16 protein-coding genes are annotated in these 16,724 nt (G+C 74.4%); 9 read left to right on the top strand and 7 right to left on the bottom strand.

The features are described from left to right. Window positions 1-72: 72 nt before the first annotated feature. On the bottom strand, window positions 73-1,239 hold the full coding sequence (xylA, locus tag ACPXCS_RS16640; RefSeq protein WP_425950379.1) for a xylose isomerase: 1,167 nt from the start codon (window positions 1,237-1,239) through the stop codon (window positions 73-75). 129 nt (window positions 1,240-1,368) lie between these two features. Between xylA and xylB the strand changes: the two genes are divergently transcribed. From xylB to ACPXCS_RS16610, 6 genes are all read left to right on the top strand, one after another. Continuing rightward, the gene (xylB, locus tag ACPXCS_RS16635) at window positions 1,369-2,814 is read left to right on the top strand and encodes a xylulokinase (protein WP_425950378.1); all 1,446 of its coding nucleotides are present in this window, start codon (window positions 1,369-1,371) and stop codon (window positions 2,812-2,814) included. A gap of 264 nt (window positions 2,815-3,078) precedes the next feature. After that, window positions 3,079-4,218 carry an ROK family protein gene (locus tag ACPXCS_RS16630; protein WP_425950376.1) on the top strand — a complete coding sequence of 380 codons (1,140 nt, stop codon included), beginning with the start codon at window positions 3,079-3,081 and terminating at the stop codon, window positions 4,216-4,218. 236 nt (window positions 4,219-4,454) lie between these two features. Further along, entirely contained in the window at window positions 4,455-5,054 is a 600-nt protein-coding gene (locus tag ACPXCS_RS16625; RefSeq protein ID WP_425950375.1) for an N-acetylmuramoyl-L-alanine amidase, read from the top strand. 95 nt (window positions 5,055-5,149) lie between these two features. After that, window positions 5,150-5,545 carry a luciferase family protein gene (locus ACPXCS_RS16620; protein ID WP_425950373.1) on the top strand — a complete coding sequence of 132 codons (396 nt, stop codon included), beginning with the start codon at window positions 5,150-5,152 and terminating at the stop codon, window positions 5,543-5,545. Between the two features lie 3 nt (window positions 5,546-5,548). After that, window positions 5,549-6,724 (top strand): bifunctional class I SAM-dependent methyltransferase/NUDIX hydrolase, encoded by a 1,176-nt coding sequence (locus ACPXCS_RS16615; RefSeq protein ID WP_425950371.1) that lies wholly within the window; start codon window positions 5,549-5,551, stop codon window positions 6,722-6,724. 294 nt (window positions 6,725-7,018) lie between these two features. Then, window positions 7,019-8,254, top strand: a complete 1,236-nt coding sequence (locus tag ACPXCS_RS16610; RefSeq protein ID WP_425950370.1) for a phosphodiester glycosidase family protein — start codon at window positions 7,019-7,021, stop codon at window positions 8,252-8,254. A 121-nt stretch (window positions 8,255-8,375) separates the two neighbouring features. On the opposite strand, the gene ACPXCS_RS16605 is transcribed toward ACPXCS_RS16610, so the two are convergent. The 6 genes from ACPXCS_RS16605 to ACPXCS_RS16580 all read right to left on the bottom strand — a co-directional run bounded on the left by ACPXCS_RS16605 (window position 8,376) and on the right by ACPXCS_RS16580 (window position 13,693). Then, window positions 8,376-8,570: a hypothetical protein gene (locus ACPXCS_RS16605; RefSeq protein ID WP_425950368.1), complete on the bottom strand. Its 195-nt coding sequence runs from the start codon at window positions 8,568-8,570 to the stop codon at window positions 8,376-8,378. Window positions 8,571-8,691: 121 nt separating this feature from the next. Then, a complete protein-coding gene (locus ACPXCS_RS16600) occupies window positions 8,692-9,567 on the bottom strand; it encodes a phosphatidylinositol-specific phospholipase C/glycerophosphodiester phosphodiesterase family protein (protein ID WP_425950367.1) in 876 nt (291 codons plus the stop codon). 220 nt (window positions 9,568-9,787) lie between these two features. Then, on the bottom strand, window positions 9,788-10,861 hold the full coding sequence (locus ACPXCS_RS16595; RefSeq protein WP_425950366.1) for an acyl-CoA dehydrogenase family protein: 1,074 nt from the start codon (window positions 10,859-10,861) through the stop codon (window positions 9,788-9,790). Further along, the gene (locus ACPXCS_RS16590) at window positions 10,858-12,039 is read right to left on the bottom strand and encodes an acyl-CoA dehydrogenase family protein (RefSeq protein ID WP_425950364.1); all 1,182 of its coding nucleotides are present in this window, start codon (window positions 12,037-12,039) and stop codon (window positions 10,858-10,860) included. Before ACPXCS_RS16590 ends, ACPXCS_RS16595 begins: the two co-directional genes overlap by 4 nt. Then, complete coding sequence (locus tag ACPXCS_RS16585; RefSeq protein ID WP_425950363.1) at window positions 12,036-13,001, bottom strand: NADPH:quinone oxidoreductase family protein; 966 nt, start codon at window positions 12,999-13,001, stop codon at window positions 12,036-12,038. The genes ACPXCS_RS16590 and ACPXCS_RS16585 overlap by 4 nt, the downstream gene beginning before the upstream one ends. A 119-nt stretch (window positions 13,002-13,120) precedes the next feature. Then, window positions 13,121-13,693: a helix-turn-helix domain-containing protein gene (locus ACPXCS_RS16580; protein WP_425950361.1), complete on the bottom strand. Its 573-nt coding sequence runs from the start codon at window positions 13,691-13,693 to the stop codon at window positions 13,121-13,123. Between the two features lie 77 nt (window positions 13,694-13,770). Here ACPXCS_RS16580 and ACPXCS_RS16575 point away from each other — a divergent pair, with 77 nt between their 5' ends. Genes ACPXCS_RS16575 through ACPXCS_RS16565 form a run of 3 tightly spaced genes read left to right on the top strand, consistent with a single transcriptional unit; the run spans window position 13,771 to window position 16,723 of the window. Then, window positions 13,771-14,700 carry an NAD(P)/FAD-dependent oxidoreductase gene (locus ACPXCS_RS16575; protein WP_425950359.1) on the top strand — a complete coding sequence of 310 codons (930 nt, stop codon included), beginning with the start codon at window positions 13,771-13,773 and terminating at the stop codon, window positions 14,698-14,700. A 29-nt stretch (window positions 14,701-14,729) separates the two neighbouring features. Continuing rightward, the gene (locus ACPXCS_RS16570; protein WP_425950357.1) at window positions 14,730-16,268 is read left to right on the top strand and encodes an ATP-dependent DNA ligase; all 1,539 of its coding nucleotides are present in this window, start codon (window positions 14,730-14,732) and stop codon (window positions 16,266-16,268) included. Then, window positions 16,265-16,723 carry an NUDIX domain-containing protein gene (locus ACPXCS_RS16565; RefSeq protein WP_425950356.1) on the top strand — a complete coding sequence of 153 codons (459 nt, stop codon included), beginning with the start codon at window positions 16,265-16,267 and terminating at the stop codon, window positions 16,721-16,723. The genes ACPXCS_RS16570 and ACPXCS_RS16565 overlap by 4 nt, the downstream gene beginning before the upstream one ends. Window position 16,724 lies beyond the last annotated feature (1 nt).

The following is a 16,724-nucleotide window of genomic DNA, read 5'->3' as shown; positions in this document are numbered from 1 at the left end:
GTCGGGGCCCGCACGCGCGCGTGCGGGCCCACCGGGGACCACGAACGCGCGTACAGGGCCACCGGAGCCGCTTCAGCCGCGCGCGCCCAGCAGGTGGTCCATGGCCAGCTGGTCCAGGCGCTCGAAGGCCATGCCGCGGGCCGCGGCCGCCTCGACGTCGAACGCCTCGAAGGCCGAACGGTCGGCGAGCAGGGCCTGCAGGCCGTCCGCCGCGGTGGGCTGGGCCAACTCGTCCAGACGGGCCGCGCGCAGGGCCTCCTGGACCTCCGGGTCGGCCCGGAAGGCGGCGGCGCGCTCCTTGAGGATGAGGTAGTTGCGCATGCAGCCCGCCGCCGAGGCCCACACGCCGTCCAGGTCCTCGGTCCGCGGCGGCTTGAAGTCGAAGTGGCGGGGCCCGGTGTAGCCCGCCGACTCCAGCAGGTCGACCAGCCAGAACGCCGCTCGCAGGTCACCGGCGCCGAAGCGCAGGTCCTGGTCGTACTTGATGCCGGACTGGCCGTTGAGGTCGATGTGGAAGAGCTTGCCCGCCCACAGCGCCTGCGCGATGCCGTGCGGGAAGTTCAGCCCGGCCATCTGCTCGTGCCCGACCTCGGGGTTCACGCCGTACAGCTCCGGGCGCTCCAGGCGCTCGATGAACGCCAGGGCGTGGCCGACCGTCGGCAGCAGGATGTCGCCGCGCGGCTCGTTCGGCTTGGGCTCGATCGCGAAGCGCAGGTCGTAGCCCTGGGAGGTGACGTACTCGCCGAGCAGGTCGAAGGCCTCCTTCATCCGGTCCAGGGCCGCGCGGACGTCCTTCGCGGCACCCGACTCGGCACCCTCCCGGCCGCCCCAGGCCACGTACACCTGGGCACCGAGCTCGGCGGCGAGGTCGATGTTGCGAATGGTCTTGCGCAGCGCGTAGCGGCGCACGTCGCGGTCGTTGGCGGTGAACGCGCCGTCCTTGAAGACCGGGTGCGTGAAGAGGTTGGTGGTGGCCATCGGGACCTTCATGCCCGTGGCGTCCAGCGCCTGCCGGAAGCGCTTGACGTGGGCCTCGCGCTCGGTGTCGCTCGAGCCGAAGGGGATCAGGTCGTCGTCGTGGAAGGTGACGCCGTGGGCGCCGAGCTCGGCCAGGCGCTGCACCGTCTCGACCGGGTCCAGGGCACGCCGCGTGGCGTCACCGAAGGGGTCCCGTCCCTGCCAGCCGACGGTCCACAGGCCGAAGGTGAACCTGTCATCGGGGGTGGGCTGGTAGCTCATGCCGCGGCTCCTTGCTCGTTGGGGCTATTCGTCATGCCGATTTACAAATTAGTATGCGAGGACCGCTCTGGGAAGAGACAACGTGCCTCCGAACGGAGACACGTGCCACGCGCAGTAGGGAGAAGCCCGATGTCAGCAGCCGAGGGTCCGCTCGTCGTCGGTGTGGACTCGTCCACCCAGTCCACGAAGGCGCTGGTCGTCGACGCGGCCACCGGCCGGGTCGTCGCGAGCGGCCAGGCGTCGCACACGGTCTCCTCCGGGGCCGGGCGCGAGAGCGACCCGCGCCAGTGGTGGGACGCGCTCCGCGAGGCCTTGCGCCAGTGCGGTGAGGCGGCACACGAGGCCGCCGCGGTGTCGGTGGGCGGCCAGCAGCACGGCTTGGTCACCCTGGACGGCCGGGGCGAGCCGGTGCGCCCGGCCCTGCTCTGGAACGACGTGCGCTCGGCGCCGCAGGCCCGCCGCCTCACGGAGGAGCTGGGCGGAGCGAAGTTCTGGGCCGAGCGGACCGGGAGCGTCCCGGCCGCCTCCTTCACCGTCACCAAGTGGGCGTGGCTGGCCGAGCACGAGCCGGAGGCGGTTCGCGCCACGAGGGCGGTGCGCCTGCCCCACGACTACCTGACCGAGCGGCTCACGGGTCAGGGCACGACCGACCGCGGCGACGCCTCGGGGACGGGCTGGTGGGCCTCGGGCACGGAGGCGTACGACGAGGAGATCCTGGCGCACGTGGGGCTCGACCCGGCGCTGCTGCCCCGCGTGGTCCGGCCCGGCGAGGTGGCGGGCACCGTGCGCGACGGCCATGACCTGCCGTTCTCCAAGGGAACCCTGGTCGCGCCCGGCACCGGCGACAACGCCGCGGCGGCGCTGGGCCTGGGCGTCCGCCCGGGTACTCCGGTGATGAGCCTGGGCACCTCGGGCACGGTGTACGCCGTGTCGCGGCACAGGCCGGCCGACCCGAGCGGCACGGTGGCGGGCTTCGCCGACGCCCGCGGCGACTGGCTGCCGCTGGCCTGCACGCTGAACTGCACGCTCGCCGTCGACCGCGTCGCCACGCTGCTGGGCCTGGACCGCGAGGCCGTCGAACCGGGCACGGCCGTCACCCTGCTGCCCTTCCTGGACGGCGAACGCACCCCGAACCTGCCGAACGCCTCGGGCCTGCTGCACGGCCTGCGCCACGACACCACCGCCGGCCAGCTGCTCCAGGCCGCCTACGACGGCGCCGTCCACTCCCTGCTGGGCGCGCTCGACCTGGTCCTCGACGAGGACGCCGACCCCTCGGCACCCCTGCTGCTGATCGGCGGCGGAGCCCGGGGCAGGGCGTGGCAGGACACCGTACGGCGGCTGTCGGGTCGTCCCGTGCAGGTGCCCGAGGCCAGGGAACTGGTGGCGCTGGGCGCCGCCGCGCAGGCTGCCGGGCTGCTGACCGGCGAGGACCCGGCGGCGGTCGCCCGACGGTGGGACACGGCCGCCGGGCCGGTGCTCGACGCCGTGGAGCGGGACGAGGAGACGCTGGACAGGATCGCCGGGGTACTCTCCGACGCGGCTCCGCTGCTGGAGCGGCCCACCGACACCCACTGAGGACTGGCGTCAGGCATGACCGCACCGCCGCACGAGACCCGTCCCGACGGGGCGGGACACTCGACGCACGAGACCCCTCCCCACGGGGCGGAACGCTCGCCGCACGAGACCCCTCCCGCCGGCCCGGGACACTCGCCGCACGAGACCCCTCCCACCGGCCCGGGACGCTCGCCGCACGAGCCCCCTCCCACCGGCCCGGGACGCTCGCCGCACGAGACCCACCCCGCCGGGCCGGGGCGCGCGCTGCCCGACACCCAGCGGGGCATGCGCCGCCGCAATCTGGCCCGTGTCCTGCACACCGTGCGCGCCGAGGGTCCGCTGTCCCGGGCCGCCGTCGCCTCGCGGATCGGCCTGACCCGGGCGGCGGTGTCCACGCTCGTCGACGAGTTGATCCGCTCGGGGCTGCTGGAGGAGCTCGGGCCCGAGCGGCCGGGCCGGGTGGGCCGCCCGGGCTCCGCGCTCGCGGTCAGCGGACGCGGCCCGGCCGGGATCGGCGCGGAGGTCGGCGTCGACCACCTCGCGGTCTGCGCCGTCGACCTGCGCGGCACGACCCGGGCACGGGTGATACGCCAGGGCGCGAACCGCGGCCGCGCCCCCGAACCGGTGCTCGCCGAGCTCACCGAACTGATCCACCGGGTCGTCGCCGAGGTGGAGGGTGAAGGGCTGTGGCCCGCCGGGCTCGCCGTGGCCGTACCGGGCCTGGTGGCGCGAGACGCCCGGACCGTGGTGCGCGCCCCGAACCTCGAATGGCACGACACCGACCTGGGCGCGCTGCTGCCGGCGGACCTCCCGCTGACCGTGGACAACGAAGCCAACTTCGGTGCCCTGGCGGAACTCTGGCTCGGCGAGGCCACCCCCCGCGACTTCCTGCACGTGTCGGCGGAGATCGGCATCGGCGCGGCGGTCGTGGTGGACGGCGGGCTGCTGCGTGGAACGCGCGGCTTCGCGGGCGAGTTGGGCCACGTCCCGGTCCGGCCGGACGGACCGGAGTGCGGGTGCGGAGGGCGCGGCTGCCTGGAGCAGTACGCCGGTGAGGAGGCGGTGCTGCGCGCCGCCGGCCTGGAGCCGGACGAGGACCGGGTCGGGCTGCTCGCGGGACGCGCGGCGGAGGGCGACGAGGACGTCCGCCGGGCCCTGCGCAACGCGGGCACCGCGCTCGGCGTCGCCCTGACCGGCGCGGTCAATCTCCTCGACCCCGAGAGTGTGGTGCTGGGCGGAGAGCTGTCCGGGCTGGCGCCCTGGCTGCTGCCCGCCCTGCGGGACGAGTTGGCCCGGCGCACCGCGGGCCCGGCCTGTCCCGTGTCCGTGTCCCGGCTGGGCCCCGAGGGGCCGCTGCTCGGCGCGGCCCACTCGGTCGTGCGTGCGGTGCTGGACGACCCGGCGGGCGTCGCCGGGCGAGCCTGACGACAGCGGCCGGCCAACGGCCGGAAACCGGGACGCAGTCCGGGTCACGTGGGTGGAATCACCCGGCCGGGTGAGCGAGTTGTCCACAAGCCCGCGCCCGTCCACCGAAACGCATCGTGTCCTTCGGACCGGCCGTCACGCGCCGTAACTTGATGCGTGCGGGCCGCGACCACACCGGCCGCCGCTCCGCAGTCGAGCACCTGACGCCCTGACCGCCGGACCCGGAAGGCACCATCATGGACCGGACACCCTCCCTCCCCAGCAGGCGCGGCCTCCTCGCCGGAGCCGCCCTCGCCGCCGTCCCCTTCGCCCTGCTTCCCGACACGCACGCCGCGGCCCGCTCCCGGCCCGTCGACCACCCCGGAGCGGCATGGCATCCGGCGACGCGCGCCAACTACACGCCGTCGCACCGCCCCCGCGCCCACCCGCTGCACTACGTGGTCATCCACGTGGCGCAGACGACCTACGCCGGCACGCTGTCCGTCTTCCGCGATCCGGCCAAGAAGGTGTCCGCGCACTACGTGGTGCGCTCCTCCGACGGGCACGTGGCGCAGTGCGTGCGCGAGGCCGACATCGCCTGGCACGCGGGGAACTGGGACTACAACACCCGCAGCATCGGTATCGAGCACGAGGGCTGGGTGGACCGGCCCGGGTACTTCACCGACGCCATGTACGAGCGGTCGGCCCGGCTCACCGCGGCGATCTGCGCGCGGTACGACATCCCCCGCAACCGCGCGCACATCATCGGCCACCACGAGGTGCCGGGCAGCGACCACACGGATCCGGGCCGGCACTGGGACTGGAAGCGCTACCTCAGACTGGTCAAATCGGCTTGAGCGCCGGGGCGATGACCCCGCCTTCGTGCCTCACGTCCCGGTTACAAATCGCTCAACCACTGGTTGCGGCGCGGTGAGCAGGCGACGATGGGGTCATGACTCTGGCCCGACGCGCCCTGGAGCGTCTGCAGGCCTGGCCCGACCTGACGGCGGGCCCGGCGAGTTGCGGCACCGGACGGGCGCTCCGTTCCGTCCGCGACGAGATCGTCCACTTCCACTCGGACCGGGACGTGGACCTCCACCTCACCCGCCGGGCCATCCAGCGCTTCCACTACGACCTGTCCGGATCGAGCGCGATCCACCTGGTTCCCGGCTCGTGCTGGCTGACGGTCCACCTGGACTGCGAGGCGGACGTCGACCTGCTGCTCACCCTGGTCAGCAGCGCCCTCAAGGCCCACCAGACCCGCCCGGCGGCCGACGAGCCGAAGGGCACCGGCTGCAACTTCCACCGGGTCACGGTGCTGCCGCGCGACGCCGTGGCGGGCGGCTGAGCGGTGGCGACCGGATCACCCGAGGCCGTCAACGCCGAGGCCTGGCACAGGTACGGCGTCCACCACCTTCAACGCGGCACGGTGCTGCCCGAGGCGGCCCGCGTCGACTGGGGCTTCGAGGGCGCGGGGCCCGGGGTCGAGGTGCTCGGGGAGCTGGCGGGGCGGCGGGTGCTGGACCTCGGGTGCGGTCCGGCCCGGCAGGCCGCCCATCTGGTCAGGGCACACGGCGCGCTGGTGGACGCGGTCGACGCCTCGGCCGGCCAGTACGAGCGGGCCCTTGCCCGGTACGGCTCCCTGCCCGGGCTGCGGCTGGTCCTGGCCGACGCGGTGGAGCACCTGCGCACGGCGGAGCCGTACGACGTCGTCTACTCCGTGAACGCCGTCCCGTACATCGATCCGCACCGGCTGCTGCCCGCCCTGGCGGGAGCGCTCAGGCCGGGGGGCAGGCTCTGCTTCACGGTGCTGCACACCAACGCGCGGGGTGACGGGCCGTCGGACCGGGTCGCCGCCCGGCCCGAGACCCTGCGGCTGGCCGGCGGCCCGGACGTCACGGTGCACATGTGGGTCCTCACGACCGAGGTGTGGACGGACCTGCTGACCGAGTACGGGCTGCGGGTGGAGCAGGTCGACACGCTGGACACGCCCCAGCCGGGCAACCGGGCGTCCTACCGGCTCTTCCGGGTGACGCGGCCGGTCCGGGTCTCCTCCCGGCCGCGTGTCGCCAAGCCACCGGTCGCGCACGCGGCGCTCGGGGTGGGCGCGATCCTGCACGGGCCGCGCGGTCTGCTGCTCGGGCGGCACCGGCGCGGGACGTGGGAGCTGCCCGGCGGGACGGTGGAGCCCGGGGAGTCATTGCAGGAGACGGTGGTGCGCGAGCTCGGCGAGGAGACCGGCCTGGCGGCCCGGCCCGAGGACGTCCGGCTGCTCGGGACGCTCCTGGACGACGCGGGCGGTGTCGTCCGGGTGACCGTGCCCGCCCTGGTCACCGCCTGGCGGGGCGAGCCCTCGGACCAGCCCGGGGAGAGCGTGGGCCGCTGGCGCTGGTTCGCCCTGGACCGGCCGCCGGAGCAGCTCTTCGTGTGCAGCGCGCAGGCCCTCACCACCTGGCGCCCCGCTTCGCCGATCGACCACACTCCGGCGTTCTTCACCCCGTTCGGCACGGGAACAGACCACCACTGAGCACCCCGGCCGGCACCGGCACGGACCACCTCCACCGGCACCGCCACCGCCACCGCCACCGCCACCTCCACCTCCACCGCCACCGCCGAGCATCCCTCCCTCCCGTACGGCACGCGGACAGGAGAGCGCTGAAGCTCCCCGGCCGGCACCGGAACGGGCGACCGCTGAAGCACCCGGAGGGGTGCGTTTTTTCAGCCGTTCCCGCGTTGTCGGCGCTCGGCCACCCCGCCGGCCGGCGCGGTCTGGTGCACTGCCCCTGAGTGTCGGACATCTGACGAGACATCAGGGGGCACGATGACAGGCCGTCACAGACGCGGAGCGGGCAGAGCGGTGCTGGCGTTCCTCACGGCGTTCGGCGCGCTGGCCGGTGCGGCCCTGGCGGGGGCGGCACCGGCCGGCGCCGTCCAGAAGGCCGTGCGGGTCGCGCCGGGCGTCACGTACGAGCAGTTCGACATCAAGGCGGCGAAGGGGGTGACGCACGCGCACGTGGTGCGGGTCGACCTGAGCAACCCGCAGGTGAAGGTGGATCTGCTGTATCCCGGGGCGGTGGCCTCCCGGGCGCAGGTCTCGCGGATGGCCGATGCCCAGGGAGCGGTCGCCGGTGTCAACGGCGACTTCTTCAACATCAGCGAGGCGCAGCACCCGGGCGTGGAGGTGACGGGGGCGAGTGTGGGCCCGGCGATCGCGGCCGGGCGGACGCTCAAGGCGGCCGTGCCGAAGGGCCAGCGTTTCGGCCCGGCGCTGCCACCCGGCACGACCACCGAGGACGTCTTCGGCGTCGGCACGGACGGAGTGGCGCGGCTGGACCGGCTGGCCCTGGACGGCTCGGTCCGTACGGCCGAGGGGCAGCTGCCGCTGGGCGGGCTCAACCAGTACGCGCTGCCGGTGGGTTCGGTCGGGGCGTTCACGTCCGAGTGGGGTGCCGTCTCCCGGGTGCGTGCCACCTGCGGTACGGACACGGACCGGGCCGCGCCCTGCAGCACGGACACGTACGAGGTGACGGTCCGCGACGGCAAGGTCGTCGCGGCGGCCGACGCCCCGGGCAGCGGAGCGATCGCCGCGGGGACGACGGTGCTGGTCGGCCGGGAGGCGGGCGCCCAGCAGCTGCGCAAGCTCTCCACCGGGGCCGCGGTCGAGGTCGAGCACCGTCTCGTGGCGGCCACGGACGGCGCGGCGTACCGCGCCGCGCTCGGCGGTTACCCGGTCCTCGCGGGCGGGCAGCCGCTGGCGGGGCTGGACGACACGGCGTCGGCCGTGCGCACGGCCGTGGGGATCGCCGAGGGCGGGCGGCGCGTGCTGCTGTTCGCGGTGGACGGGGCCGCCGCCTACCGCAGCGGCCTCACGATCGCCGAAGTGGCGGACACCATGCGGAAACTGGGCGCGGACGACGCGTTCAGCCTGGACGGCGGCGGCTCGTCGACGCTGGTGGCCCGCAAGCCGGGCGCGAGCGCGGTCACGGTGCGCAACCATCCCAGCGGCGGTGCCGAACGGGCCGTTGCGAACGGCATCGGCGTGTTCTCGGGGCCGTGAGGCCGCGCAGGACCTGAGGCCCCACAGCAACCTGAGGCCCCGCAGGACCCTGAGCACCGTGAGGGTCCTGCGGGACCATGAAGGCCCCCGAGGCTCCCAAGGGCCCCGAGGGGGTATGGCGTCAGGGCCGCAGGCTGCTGACGATCTCCGCCGTCGCCGTGATGCCGCTGTGGATGGTGGGGGCGATGCTGGTGCTCGCCAGGTAGAAGCCGAGCAGCAGGCACACCAGCGCATGGGAGACCTTCAGCCCGCCGGTGCGCAGGAAGATCACCGCCAGGATCACCAGCAGCAGCACCACAGAGATGGAAATGGCCATCGTCGACTCCTCCGCCACGCCGCCTTGTCCGGTTCACGGCGTTCGGCGGCAAGTGTGGCGTAGCGGAGGGTTCGTCCGGGCGGCTGACCTGTCCGCCGAACGTGTGGTGTCCGGCCCGTACCTACGTGCGCGCCGGAGCCGCCCGGCGGGCGTCCAGGAAGGCCTCGAGTCCGGCGAGGTCGTCGGTGTTGAGGTGGTCGACGTCGGCGGCGAGCAGTTCGCCCCACAGCGCGTCACGGGCGGGCCCGGGCAGGTCCGGGGTCGCCCAGAAGCGCACCCGCTGTCCCCGCCGGTGGGCGGAGTCGACGATGCTCCGCAGCTTGTGCCGTTCGGCGTCGGGGAACGCGCCCACGCCCCGCCAGGTGAAGTTGAGCGTCCAGTTGTCGCTGATGAGCGGGACGAAGGAGGCCGGGGCCTGGCTGCCGAGGTCGGCGAGGCGGCCGTCGTAGAAGGCCCGCCGGACGGTCTGGGCCTCCATCGGGGCGCGGGCGGCGCGGTCGCCGGAGATCACGGCGGTGACCGGGCCGCGGTGGACGCGGCCGTGGGCGTAGGTGGTGAACAGGTGCCGGTAGCGCCGCAGGTGGCGGTCGAGTTCGAGGTAGGTCGAGGAGCCCTCGGTCTTGATGTCGATCAGCAGTTGCAGCGGTCCGCGGTGGCCGCGGTGAACCCGGCCGTGGTTGGCCCGGACGCGGGCCGCGAGCGGGTCGAGGTAGAGGGACTCCAGGGTGCGGGACGGGTCGAGGTCCTCCGGGTCGTGGGCGACCAGGAGTTGGTCGCCCACGAGGTGGATGTCGGCCTCGACGCTGCCGAAGCGGTGGTCGAGGGCGTCGAGCAGCGGGCGCGGGTGCTCGTAGTCGTTGTGGGCGTGGGCGCGCCACAAGGGGCGGGGCCGGTGCCCTCGTTCACCGGCCCCCGCGGGAGTCGCGGGAAGGGCGATCGAGCCCGCGAGGGCCGCGCCGAGGGTGGTGAGGGCTCTGCGGCGGGTGGTGAGGGCCATGCTCTGCCTCCCTGGAGGTGCCGTACGGGAACCCTGTGAGTATGGGCGCGCGGCAGCGTCAAGAGGCAGGCCCGGGAGCGGAGTTGGCCGGACCGCCGCCGTCCGTTCACTTCACCTCGCCGCACCGGGGCGGACGCATACGCGGAAAGCCCGCCCCGGGTGGGGCGGGCTTCCGCGTACGGTGTCGGCCGGATGTGTCCGTGAGGCGGCCGGGTGGAGTTCAGGGAGCCTGGAGGTCCACCAGCCGGGCCAGTGCCTCCCGGTGGGCGCCCGCGGTGCCGTAGGCGATCGAGTCGGCCTTGGCCCGCTTCAGGTACAGGTGCACCGGGTGCTCCCACGTCATGCCGATGCCGCCGTGCAGTTGCAGGGCCTCCTCGGCGGCGTGGACGGCCACCGTGGCCGCGTAGGCCTGGGCGACGGTGACCGCCACCTCGACGTCCTCGCCGGTCGTCAGGGCGTCGGCGGCGTTGCGGGCGGCGGCGCGGAGGTTGACGACCTCCAGCCAGAGCTGGGCGAGGCGGTGCTTGAGCGCCTGGAAGCCGCCGACGGGCCGGTTGAACTGCTTGCGTTCCTTCAGGTAGCGGACGGTCTCCGTCAGCGTCCAGTCGGCGAGGCCCAGTTGTTCGGAGGCGAGCAGTCCGGCTCCGGCGCGCAGGGCACGGTGGACGGCGGGTCCGGCCTCGCCCAGCAGCCGGCCCGGGACCGCGTCGAGGGTGACGGTGGCCAGGGGCCGGGTCAGGTCCAGGGAGGTCTGCGGGGTGACGGTCGCGGCGGCGGCGTCGACCGCGTACAGGCCGCCGTCGTCGGCGGGGACGAGCAGGACGTCCGCGACGGCCGCGTCGGCGATGCCGGTCAGTTCGCCGTGCAGCAGGCCGTCCTCGTGCCGGGCGGTGCGGTGGGCGGCGCCCGGCGCGACGTTCAGGGCCACCGCGAGGGCGCCGATCGTCGTCCCGGCCGCGAGGTCGCGCAGCAGGTCGTCGGCGCCGCAGGCCAGCAGGGCCTCGGTGGCGACGACCGCGCTCGTCAGATAGGGCACGGGGGCGACCGCGCGGCCCAGTTCCTCCAGCACCACGGCGGCCTCGCGGTGGGTGGCGCCCTGGCCGTCGAGCGCCTCGGGCACCAGCAGTCCGGCCAGGCCCATGCCGTCGGTGAGGGCCTTCCACAGGGCCCGGTGGTGCGGGGCGTCCGACTCGGTGCGGGCGATGACGCCGGGCGCGTCGCAGTGGTCGGTGAGCAGGTCGCGGACGGCGGCGCGCAGCGCCTCCTCCTCTTCCGCGTACAGCAGGTCGCTCATCGGGCGAGGTCCTTCCAGGCGACGTCCTTGTCGGTGCGCGGCTCGGGGGGCAGGCCGAGGACGCGCTCGGCGACGATGTTGAGCAGGACCTCGGTGGTCCCGCCCTCGATGCTGTTGCCCTTGGAGCGCAGGTAGCGGTAGCCGGCCTCGCGGCCGGTGAAGTCGACCAGTTCCGGGCGCCGCATGGTCCAGTCGTCGTAGAGCAGGCCCTCCTCGCCGAGGAGTTCCACCTCCAGGCCGCTGATCTCCTGGTTGAGGCGGGCGAAGGCCAGCTTCATGCCGGCGCCCTCGGGGCCGGGCTGGCCCGCGACGAGCTGCTGGCGCAGCCGCTCGGCGGTGAGGCGGGAGACCTCGGACTCCACCCAGAGCTTCAGCAGCCGCTGGTGCAGGTCGTGGGTGCGCAGCTCGGGCCGCTCGCGCCAGGTCCGGGAGACGGGGCCGATCATGCCGCCCTCGCGGGGCAGCCGCATGCCGCCGATGGCCACGCGCTCGTTGTTCAGCGTGGTCTGCGCGACCTTCCAGCCGTCGCCGACCTCGCCCAGGCGCCGTTCGTCCGGGATGCGGACGTCGGTGAGGAAGACCTCGTTGAACTCGGCCTCGCCGGTGATCTGCCGCAGCGGGCGGACCTCGACGCCCGGGTCGGTCATGTCGCAGACGAAGTAGGTGATGCCGCGGTGCTTGGGCACGTCCGGGTCGGTGCGGGCGATGAGGATGGCCCAGCGGGCGACGTGCGCGCTGGACGTCCACACCTTCTGCCCGTTGACCACCCAGTGGCCGCCCTCCCGCACGGCCCGGGTGCGCAGTGCGGCCAGGTCGGATCCGGCCCCCGGCTCGCTGAACAACTGGCACCAGACCTCCTCCCCCGTCCACAGCGGCCGCAGGTAGCGCCGCTTCTGCTCCTCGGTGCCGTACTGGAGGATCGTCGGCGCGGCCATGCCGAGGCCGATGCCGATGCGCCGCGGGTCGTTGTCGGGGGCTCCGGCGGCCTCCAGCTCGGCGTCCACGACGGCCTGCAGGGAGCGGGGCGCGCCCAGTCCGCCGAGGCCCTCGGGGTAGTGCACCCAGGCGAGTCCGGCGTCGAAGCGGGCCCGCAGGAAGTCCAGCCGGTCGGTGCCGGCCGGCGGGTGGGCGGCCAGCAACGCGCGGGTGCGGCGGCGCAGTTCCTCGGCGTCGGTCATGCCGCTCCCTCCAGGACGACGGCGACGCGGCCGGTGGTGCGGCCGTCCGCGACCCTCTGCACGGCGTCGGCGGCGCCGTCGAGCGGCACGCGCTCGCTGACCAGCGGCTTGATCGCGCCGCGTGCGGCCAGTTCGGTGAGCTCCTCGTGGCAGCGCCGGACGAGGGCGGGGTTCTTGGTGTTGTACAGACCCCAGTGCAGGCCGAGGATCGAGTAGTTCTTCACCAGGGCGTGGTTCAGGGCGGGGCTGGGGATGGTGCCGCTGGCGAAGCCGACGACGACGATCCGGCCCTCGAAGGCGACGGTCTTGGCGGACTGGGTGTAGGCCTCGCCGCCGACCGGGTCGTAGATCACGTCGGCGCCCCGGCCGCCGGTGGCCTCCTTGACGGCGGCGACGACGTCCTCGGCGCGCCGGTCGACGACCAGGTCGCAGCCCAGTTCCTTGGCGACGGCCGCCTTCCGGGAGCCGCCGACGACACCGATGACGGTGGCGCCGGCGGCCTTCCCGAGCTGCACGGCCGCGCTGCCGACCCCTCCTGCGGCAGCGTGGACGAGCAGGGTCTCCCCGGACTGCAGGGCGGCGCGGCGGTGCAGGCCGAACCAGCCGGTCTGGTAGCCGATGTGCAGGGCGGCGGCCTCGGCGTCGTCGAGGGCGTCCGGCGCGGGCAGCAGGGCGGCGGAGTCGACGACGGCGTACTCGGCGAAGCCGCCGTGGGGCAGCACCGGGTTGGCGATCACCCGGCGGCCGTCCTCGGTCTCGCCGCAGATCTCGACGCCCGGTGTGAACGGCAGCGGCGGCCTGACCTGGTACTGGCCGCGGCAGAGCAGGGCGTCGGGGAAGTTGACGTTCGCGGCGCGCACCTTCAGCAGCACCTGGCCCTCGCCGGGCGTGGGCGGCTCCGCCTCCTCGAGCCGCATCACCTCGCTCGGCTCGCCGTTCTCGTGCACGTGCCATGCCTGCATGCGGTGCCTCCACGGGGGACTGCCTCGTCTGACCGGGGTCGGTTCGCATACTAAGCGGTCGCTTGCAGATCAGGGAACCGTCTTCCGCGGAAGAGTCCGGCCCGCCGGTATCGCGTGCGTCACGACTGCCTGGGCCGCGCCCGTACGTGCATCCGCTCCCCCTGCGGCCCGAACAGGCTGAGGAACTCCACGGGCCCCTCCCCCGTCGACCCGAACCAGTGCGGCACCCGGGTGTCGAACTCGGCGGCCTCCCCCGCGGTGAGCACCACGTCGTGCTCGCCCAGCACCAGGCGCAGTTTCCCGGACAGCACGTACAGCCACTCGTAGCCCTCGTGCGTGCGCGGTTCGGGCTCCAGGCTGCGCTGGGGTTCGAGCACCTTGTACGCCTGGAGGCCGCCGGGCTGGCGGGTGAGCGGCCAGTGGGTGCGGCCGAACATCACGATCGGCTTCGCGCGCACGCGGGGATCGCCGGCCGGCGGGGCCCCGACCAGGTCGTCGAGCGCCACCTGGTGGGCGCGCGCGATCGGCAGCAGCAGTTCCAGACTGGGTTTGCGCAGGCCGGACTCCAGCCGGGAGAGGGTGCTGACGGAGATGCCGGTGGACTCGGACAGCGCCGCCAGGGTCACCTCCCGGTCCTTGCGCATCTGCCGCAGCCGGGGACCGACGCCCGCGAGTACCTCGTCCGTAGTCATGGATGTATTGCAGATTCGGCAAACACGTTTGTCAATACCGTACCGCCGGAGCGACGCTCGGCAGCGGAGGTGGTCACATGACCGAGAAGTACGCAGTGGTGGTCGTCGGCGGGGGCGCGGCGGGTCTGTCCGCGGCGCTGGTGCTGGGGCGGGCCCGGCACAGCACGCTGGTCGTCGACGCGGGCGAACCGCGCAACGCGCCCGCCGCGCACATGCAGGGCTACCTGTCGCGGGACGGCATGCCGCCCGCCGAGTTCCTCGCGATCGGCCGGGAGGAGATCGCGCGCTACGGCGTCGAGCTGGAACGGGACCGGGTGGTGCGGGTCGAGCGGGGCGAGGACTTCACCGTGGTGCTGGCCGGCGGCCGGACCGTGCGGGCCCGGCGGCTGGTCGTCGCGACGGGGCTGAAGGACGAGCTGCCCGCGGTCCCCGGGGTCGCCGAGCGGTTCGGCCGGGACGTGCTGCACTGCCCGTTCTGCCACGGCTGGGAGGTGCGCGACCAGCCGTTCGGGGTGCTCGCCACGAGCCCGGCGAGCGTGCACCAGGCGCTGATGGTGTCGCAGTGGTCGAAGGACGTGCGGCTCTTCCTGCACACGGTCGCCGAGGCGGAGCTGTCCGACGACGATCTGCGCCGCCTCGCCGCCGCCGGGGTCGACGTGGTGCCCGGGGAGGTCGCGGGGCTGGTGGTCGAGGACGACCGGCTCACCGGGGTCCGGCTCGCGGACGGTACGACGCACGCCCGCTCGGTGCTGTTCACCGCCCCGCGTGCGGTGCCGCAGACGGGTCTGCTGGAGCGGCTCGGCGCCGACCTGCACGAGACGCCGTTCGGCGCCTACCCGGTGGTCGACGCGACCGGCCTGACGACCGTGCCGGGCGTGTGGGCCGCGGGCAACGCCATCGGCTTCGCCGAGCAGGTCGTGCACGCGGCGAGCGGCGGGTACCGGGCGGCGTCGGCGATCGTCGGGGACCTGCTGATGAGCGACCTGGACGCGGCGGTCCAGGTGTAGAGGCACCGCCCGCGGTGCACCATGACTGCATGCTGCTGCACCGGCTGGCCCGAGTGTCCCAGGAGGTCGCCGCCACCTCGGCGCGGTCCCGGAAGACGGCTCTGCTCGCGGAGCTCTTCCGGGACGCCGAGGCGGAGGACGTGCCGATCGTCATCCCGTATCTGGCGGGGCGGCTGCCGCAGGGCCGGATCGGGGTGGGCTGGAAGGTGCTCGGCCGCGCGGTCGACCCGGCCGCGGAGCCGGGCCTGACCGTGCGGGAGGTGGACGCGCGGCTGTCGGAGCTCGCCAAGGTGTCCGGCCCCGGATCGCAAGGCGAACGCACCCGGCTGGTCGGGGAGTTGATGGGCGCGGCCACCGCGGACGAGCAGCGGTTCCTGCTCGGGCTGCTCACCGGCGAGGTCCGGCAGGGCGCGCTGGACGCGGTCGCGGTCGAGGGCCTGGCCCAGGCGACCGGGGCGCCGGGCGCGGACGTGCGGCGGGCCGTGATGCTCGCCGGTTCCCTCCAGGCGGTCGCCGAGGCCCTGCTCAGGGACGGCCCGGCCGCCCTCGACCGGTTCCGCCTCACCGTCGGCCGCCCGGTGCTGCCGATGCTCGCGCACAGCGCCTCCTCGGTGGCGGAGGCGGTGGACAAGCTCGGCGCCTGCGCGGTGGAGGAGAAGCTGGACGGCATCCGCGTCCAGGTGCACCGCGACGGCGACACCGTACGGCTGTACACCCGCACCCTCGACGACATCACCGGCCGGCTGCCCGAGGTGACGGCGGCGGTGCTGGGGTTGCGCGGGGAGCGGTTCATCCTGGACGGCGAGGTGATCTCCTTCGACGCGGAGGGGCGCCCCCGCTCGTTCCAGGAGACGGCCGGACGGGTCGGTTCCCGCACGGACGTGGCGACGGCCGCCCGCGCGGTCCCGGTCTCGCCCGTCTTCTTCGACGCGCTCTCCGTCGACGGCCGCGACCTGCTCGACCTGCCGTTCACCGAGCGGCACGCCGAGCTGGCCCGGCTCGTCCCCGAGCCGATGCGGGTGCGGCGCACGCTGGTGTCCGGGCCGGACGACACGCACACCGCGGAGGCGTTCCTCGCCGACACCCTCTCGCGCGGTCACGAGGGCGTCGTCGCCAAGGCCCTCGACGCCCCCTACAGCGCGGGCCGGCGCGGCGCGTCCTGGCTGAAGGTCAAGCCCGTGCACACCCTGGACCTGGTCGTCCTGGCCGCGGAGTGGGGCCACGGCCGCCGCACCGGCAAGCTCTCCAACCTCCACCTCGGCGCCCGCACCGCCGACGGCGACCTCGTGATGCTCGGCAAGACCTTCAAGGGCATGACCGACGCGATGCTGACCTGGCAGACCGAGCGGCTCCAGCAGCTCGCCGTCGCCAGCGGCGACCACGTCGTGACGGTCCGCCCGGAACTCGTCGTCGAGATCGCCTACGACGGCCTGCAGCGCTCCACCCGCTATCCGGCCGGCGTCACCCTCCGCTTCGCCCGTGTGATCCGCTACCGCGAGGACAAGCGCCCCGAGGACGCCGACACCGTCGAGACGCTGCTGGCCGCCCACCCGGAGGTCAGGCCGTGAAGCGCAGCGCGGGACTGCTGCTCTTCCGCCCCTCGGACCACGGCCCCGAGGTCCTGCTCGGCCACATGGGCGGCCCGTTCTTCGCCCGGCGCGACGCGGGGGCGTGGACGGTCCCCAAGGGCGAGTACGAGCCCGGCGAGTCCGCCTGGGACGCCGCCCGCCGGGAGTTCCGGGAGGAACTGGGGCTGCCCCCGCCCGACGGGCGGGCCCTCGACCTCGGGGAGGTCCGGCAGACCAACGGCAAGATCGTCACGGCCTGGGCGGTCGAGGCGGACCTCGACCCGGCGACGATCGTGCCCGGCACGTTCCGGATGGAGTGGCCGCCGCGCTCCGGGCGCCTGCAGGAGTTCCCCGAGCTGGACCGGGTGGCGTGGTTCGGGCTGGACCGGGCCCGCGAGGTGATCGTCACGGCCCAGGCGGCGTTTCTCGACCGCCTGGCGGAGCACTCGCCCTGAG

The sequence above is a fragment of the Streptomyces sp. DT190 genome, from assembly GCF_049846985.1.
Classification (GTDB): Bacteria; Actinomycetota; Actinomycetes; order Streptomycetales; family Streptomycetaceae; genus Streptomyces.
The sequence above is the reverse complement of the archived record's forward strand: the minus strand, read 5'-3'. Positions and strand labels throughout refer to the sequence as shown.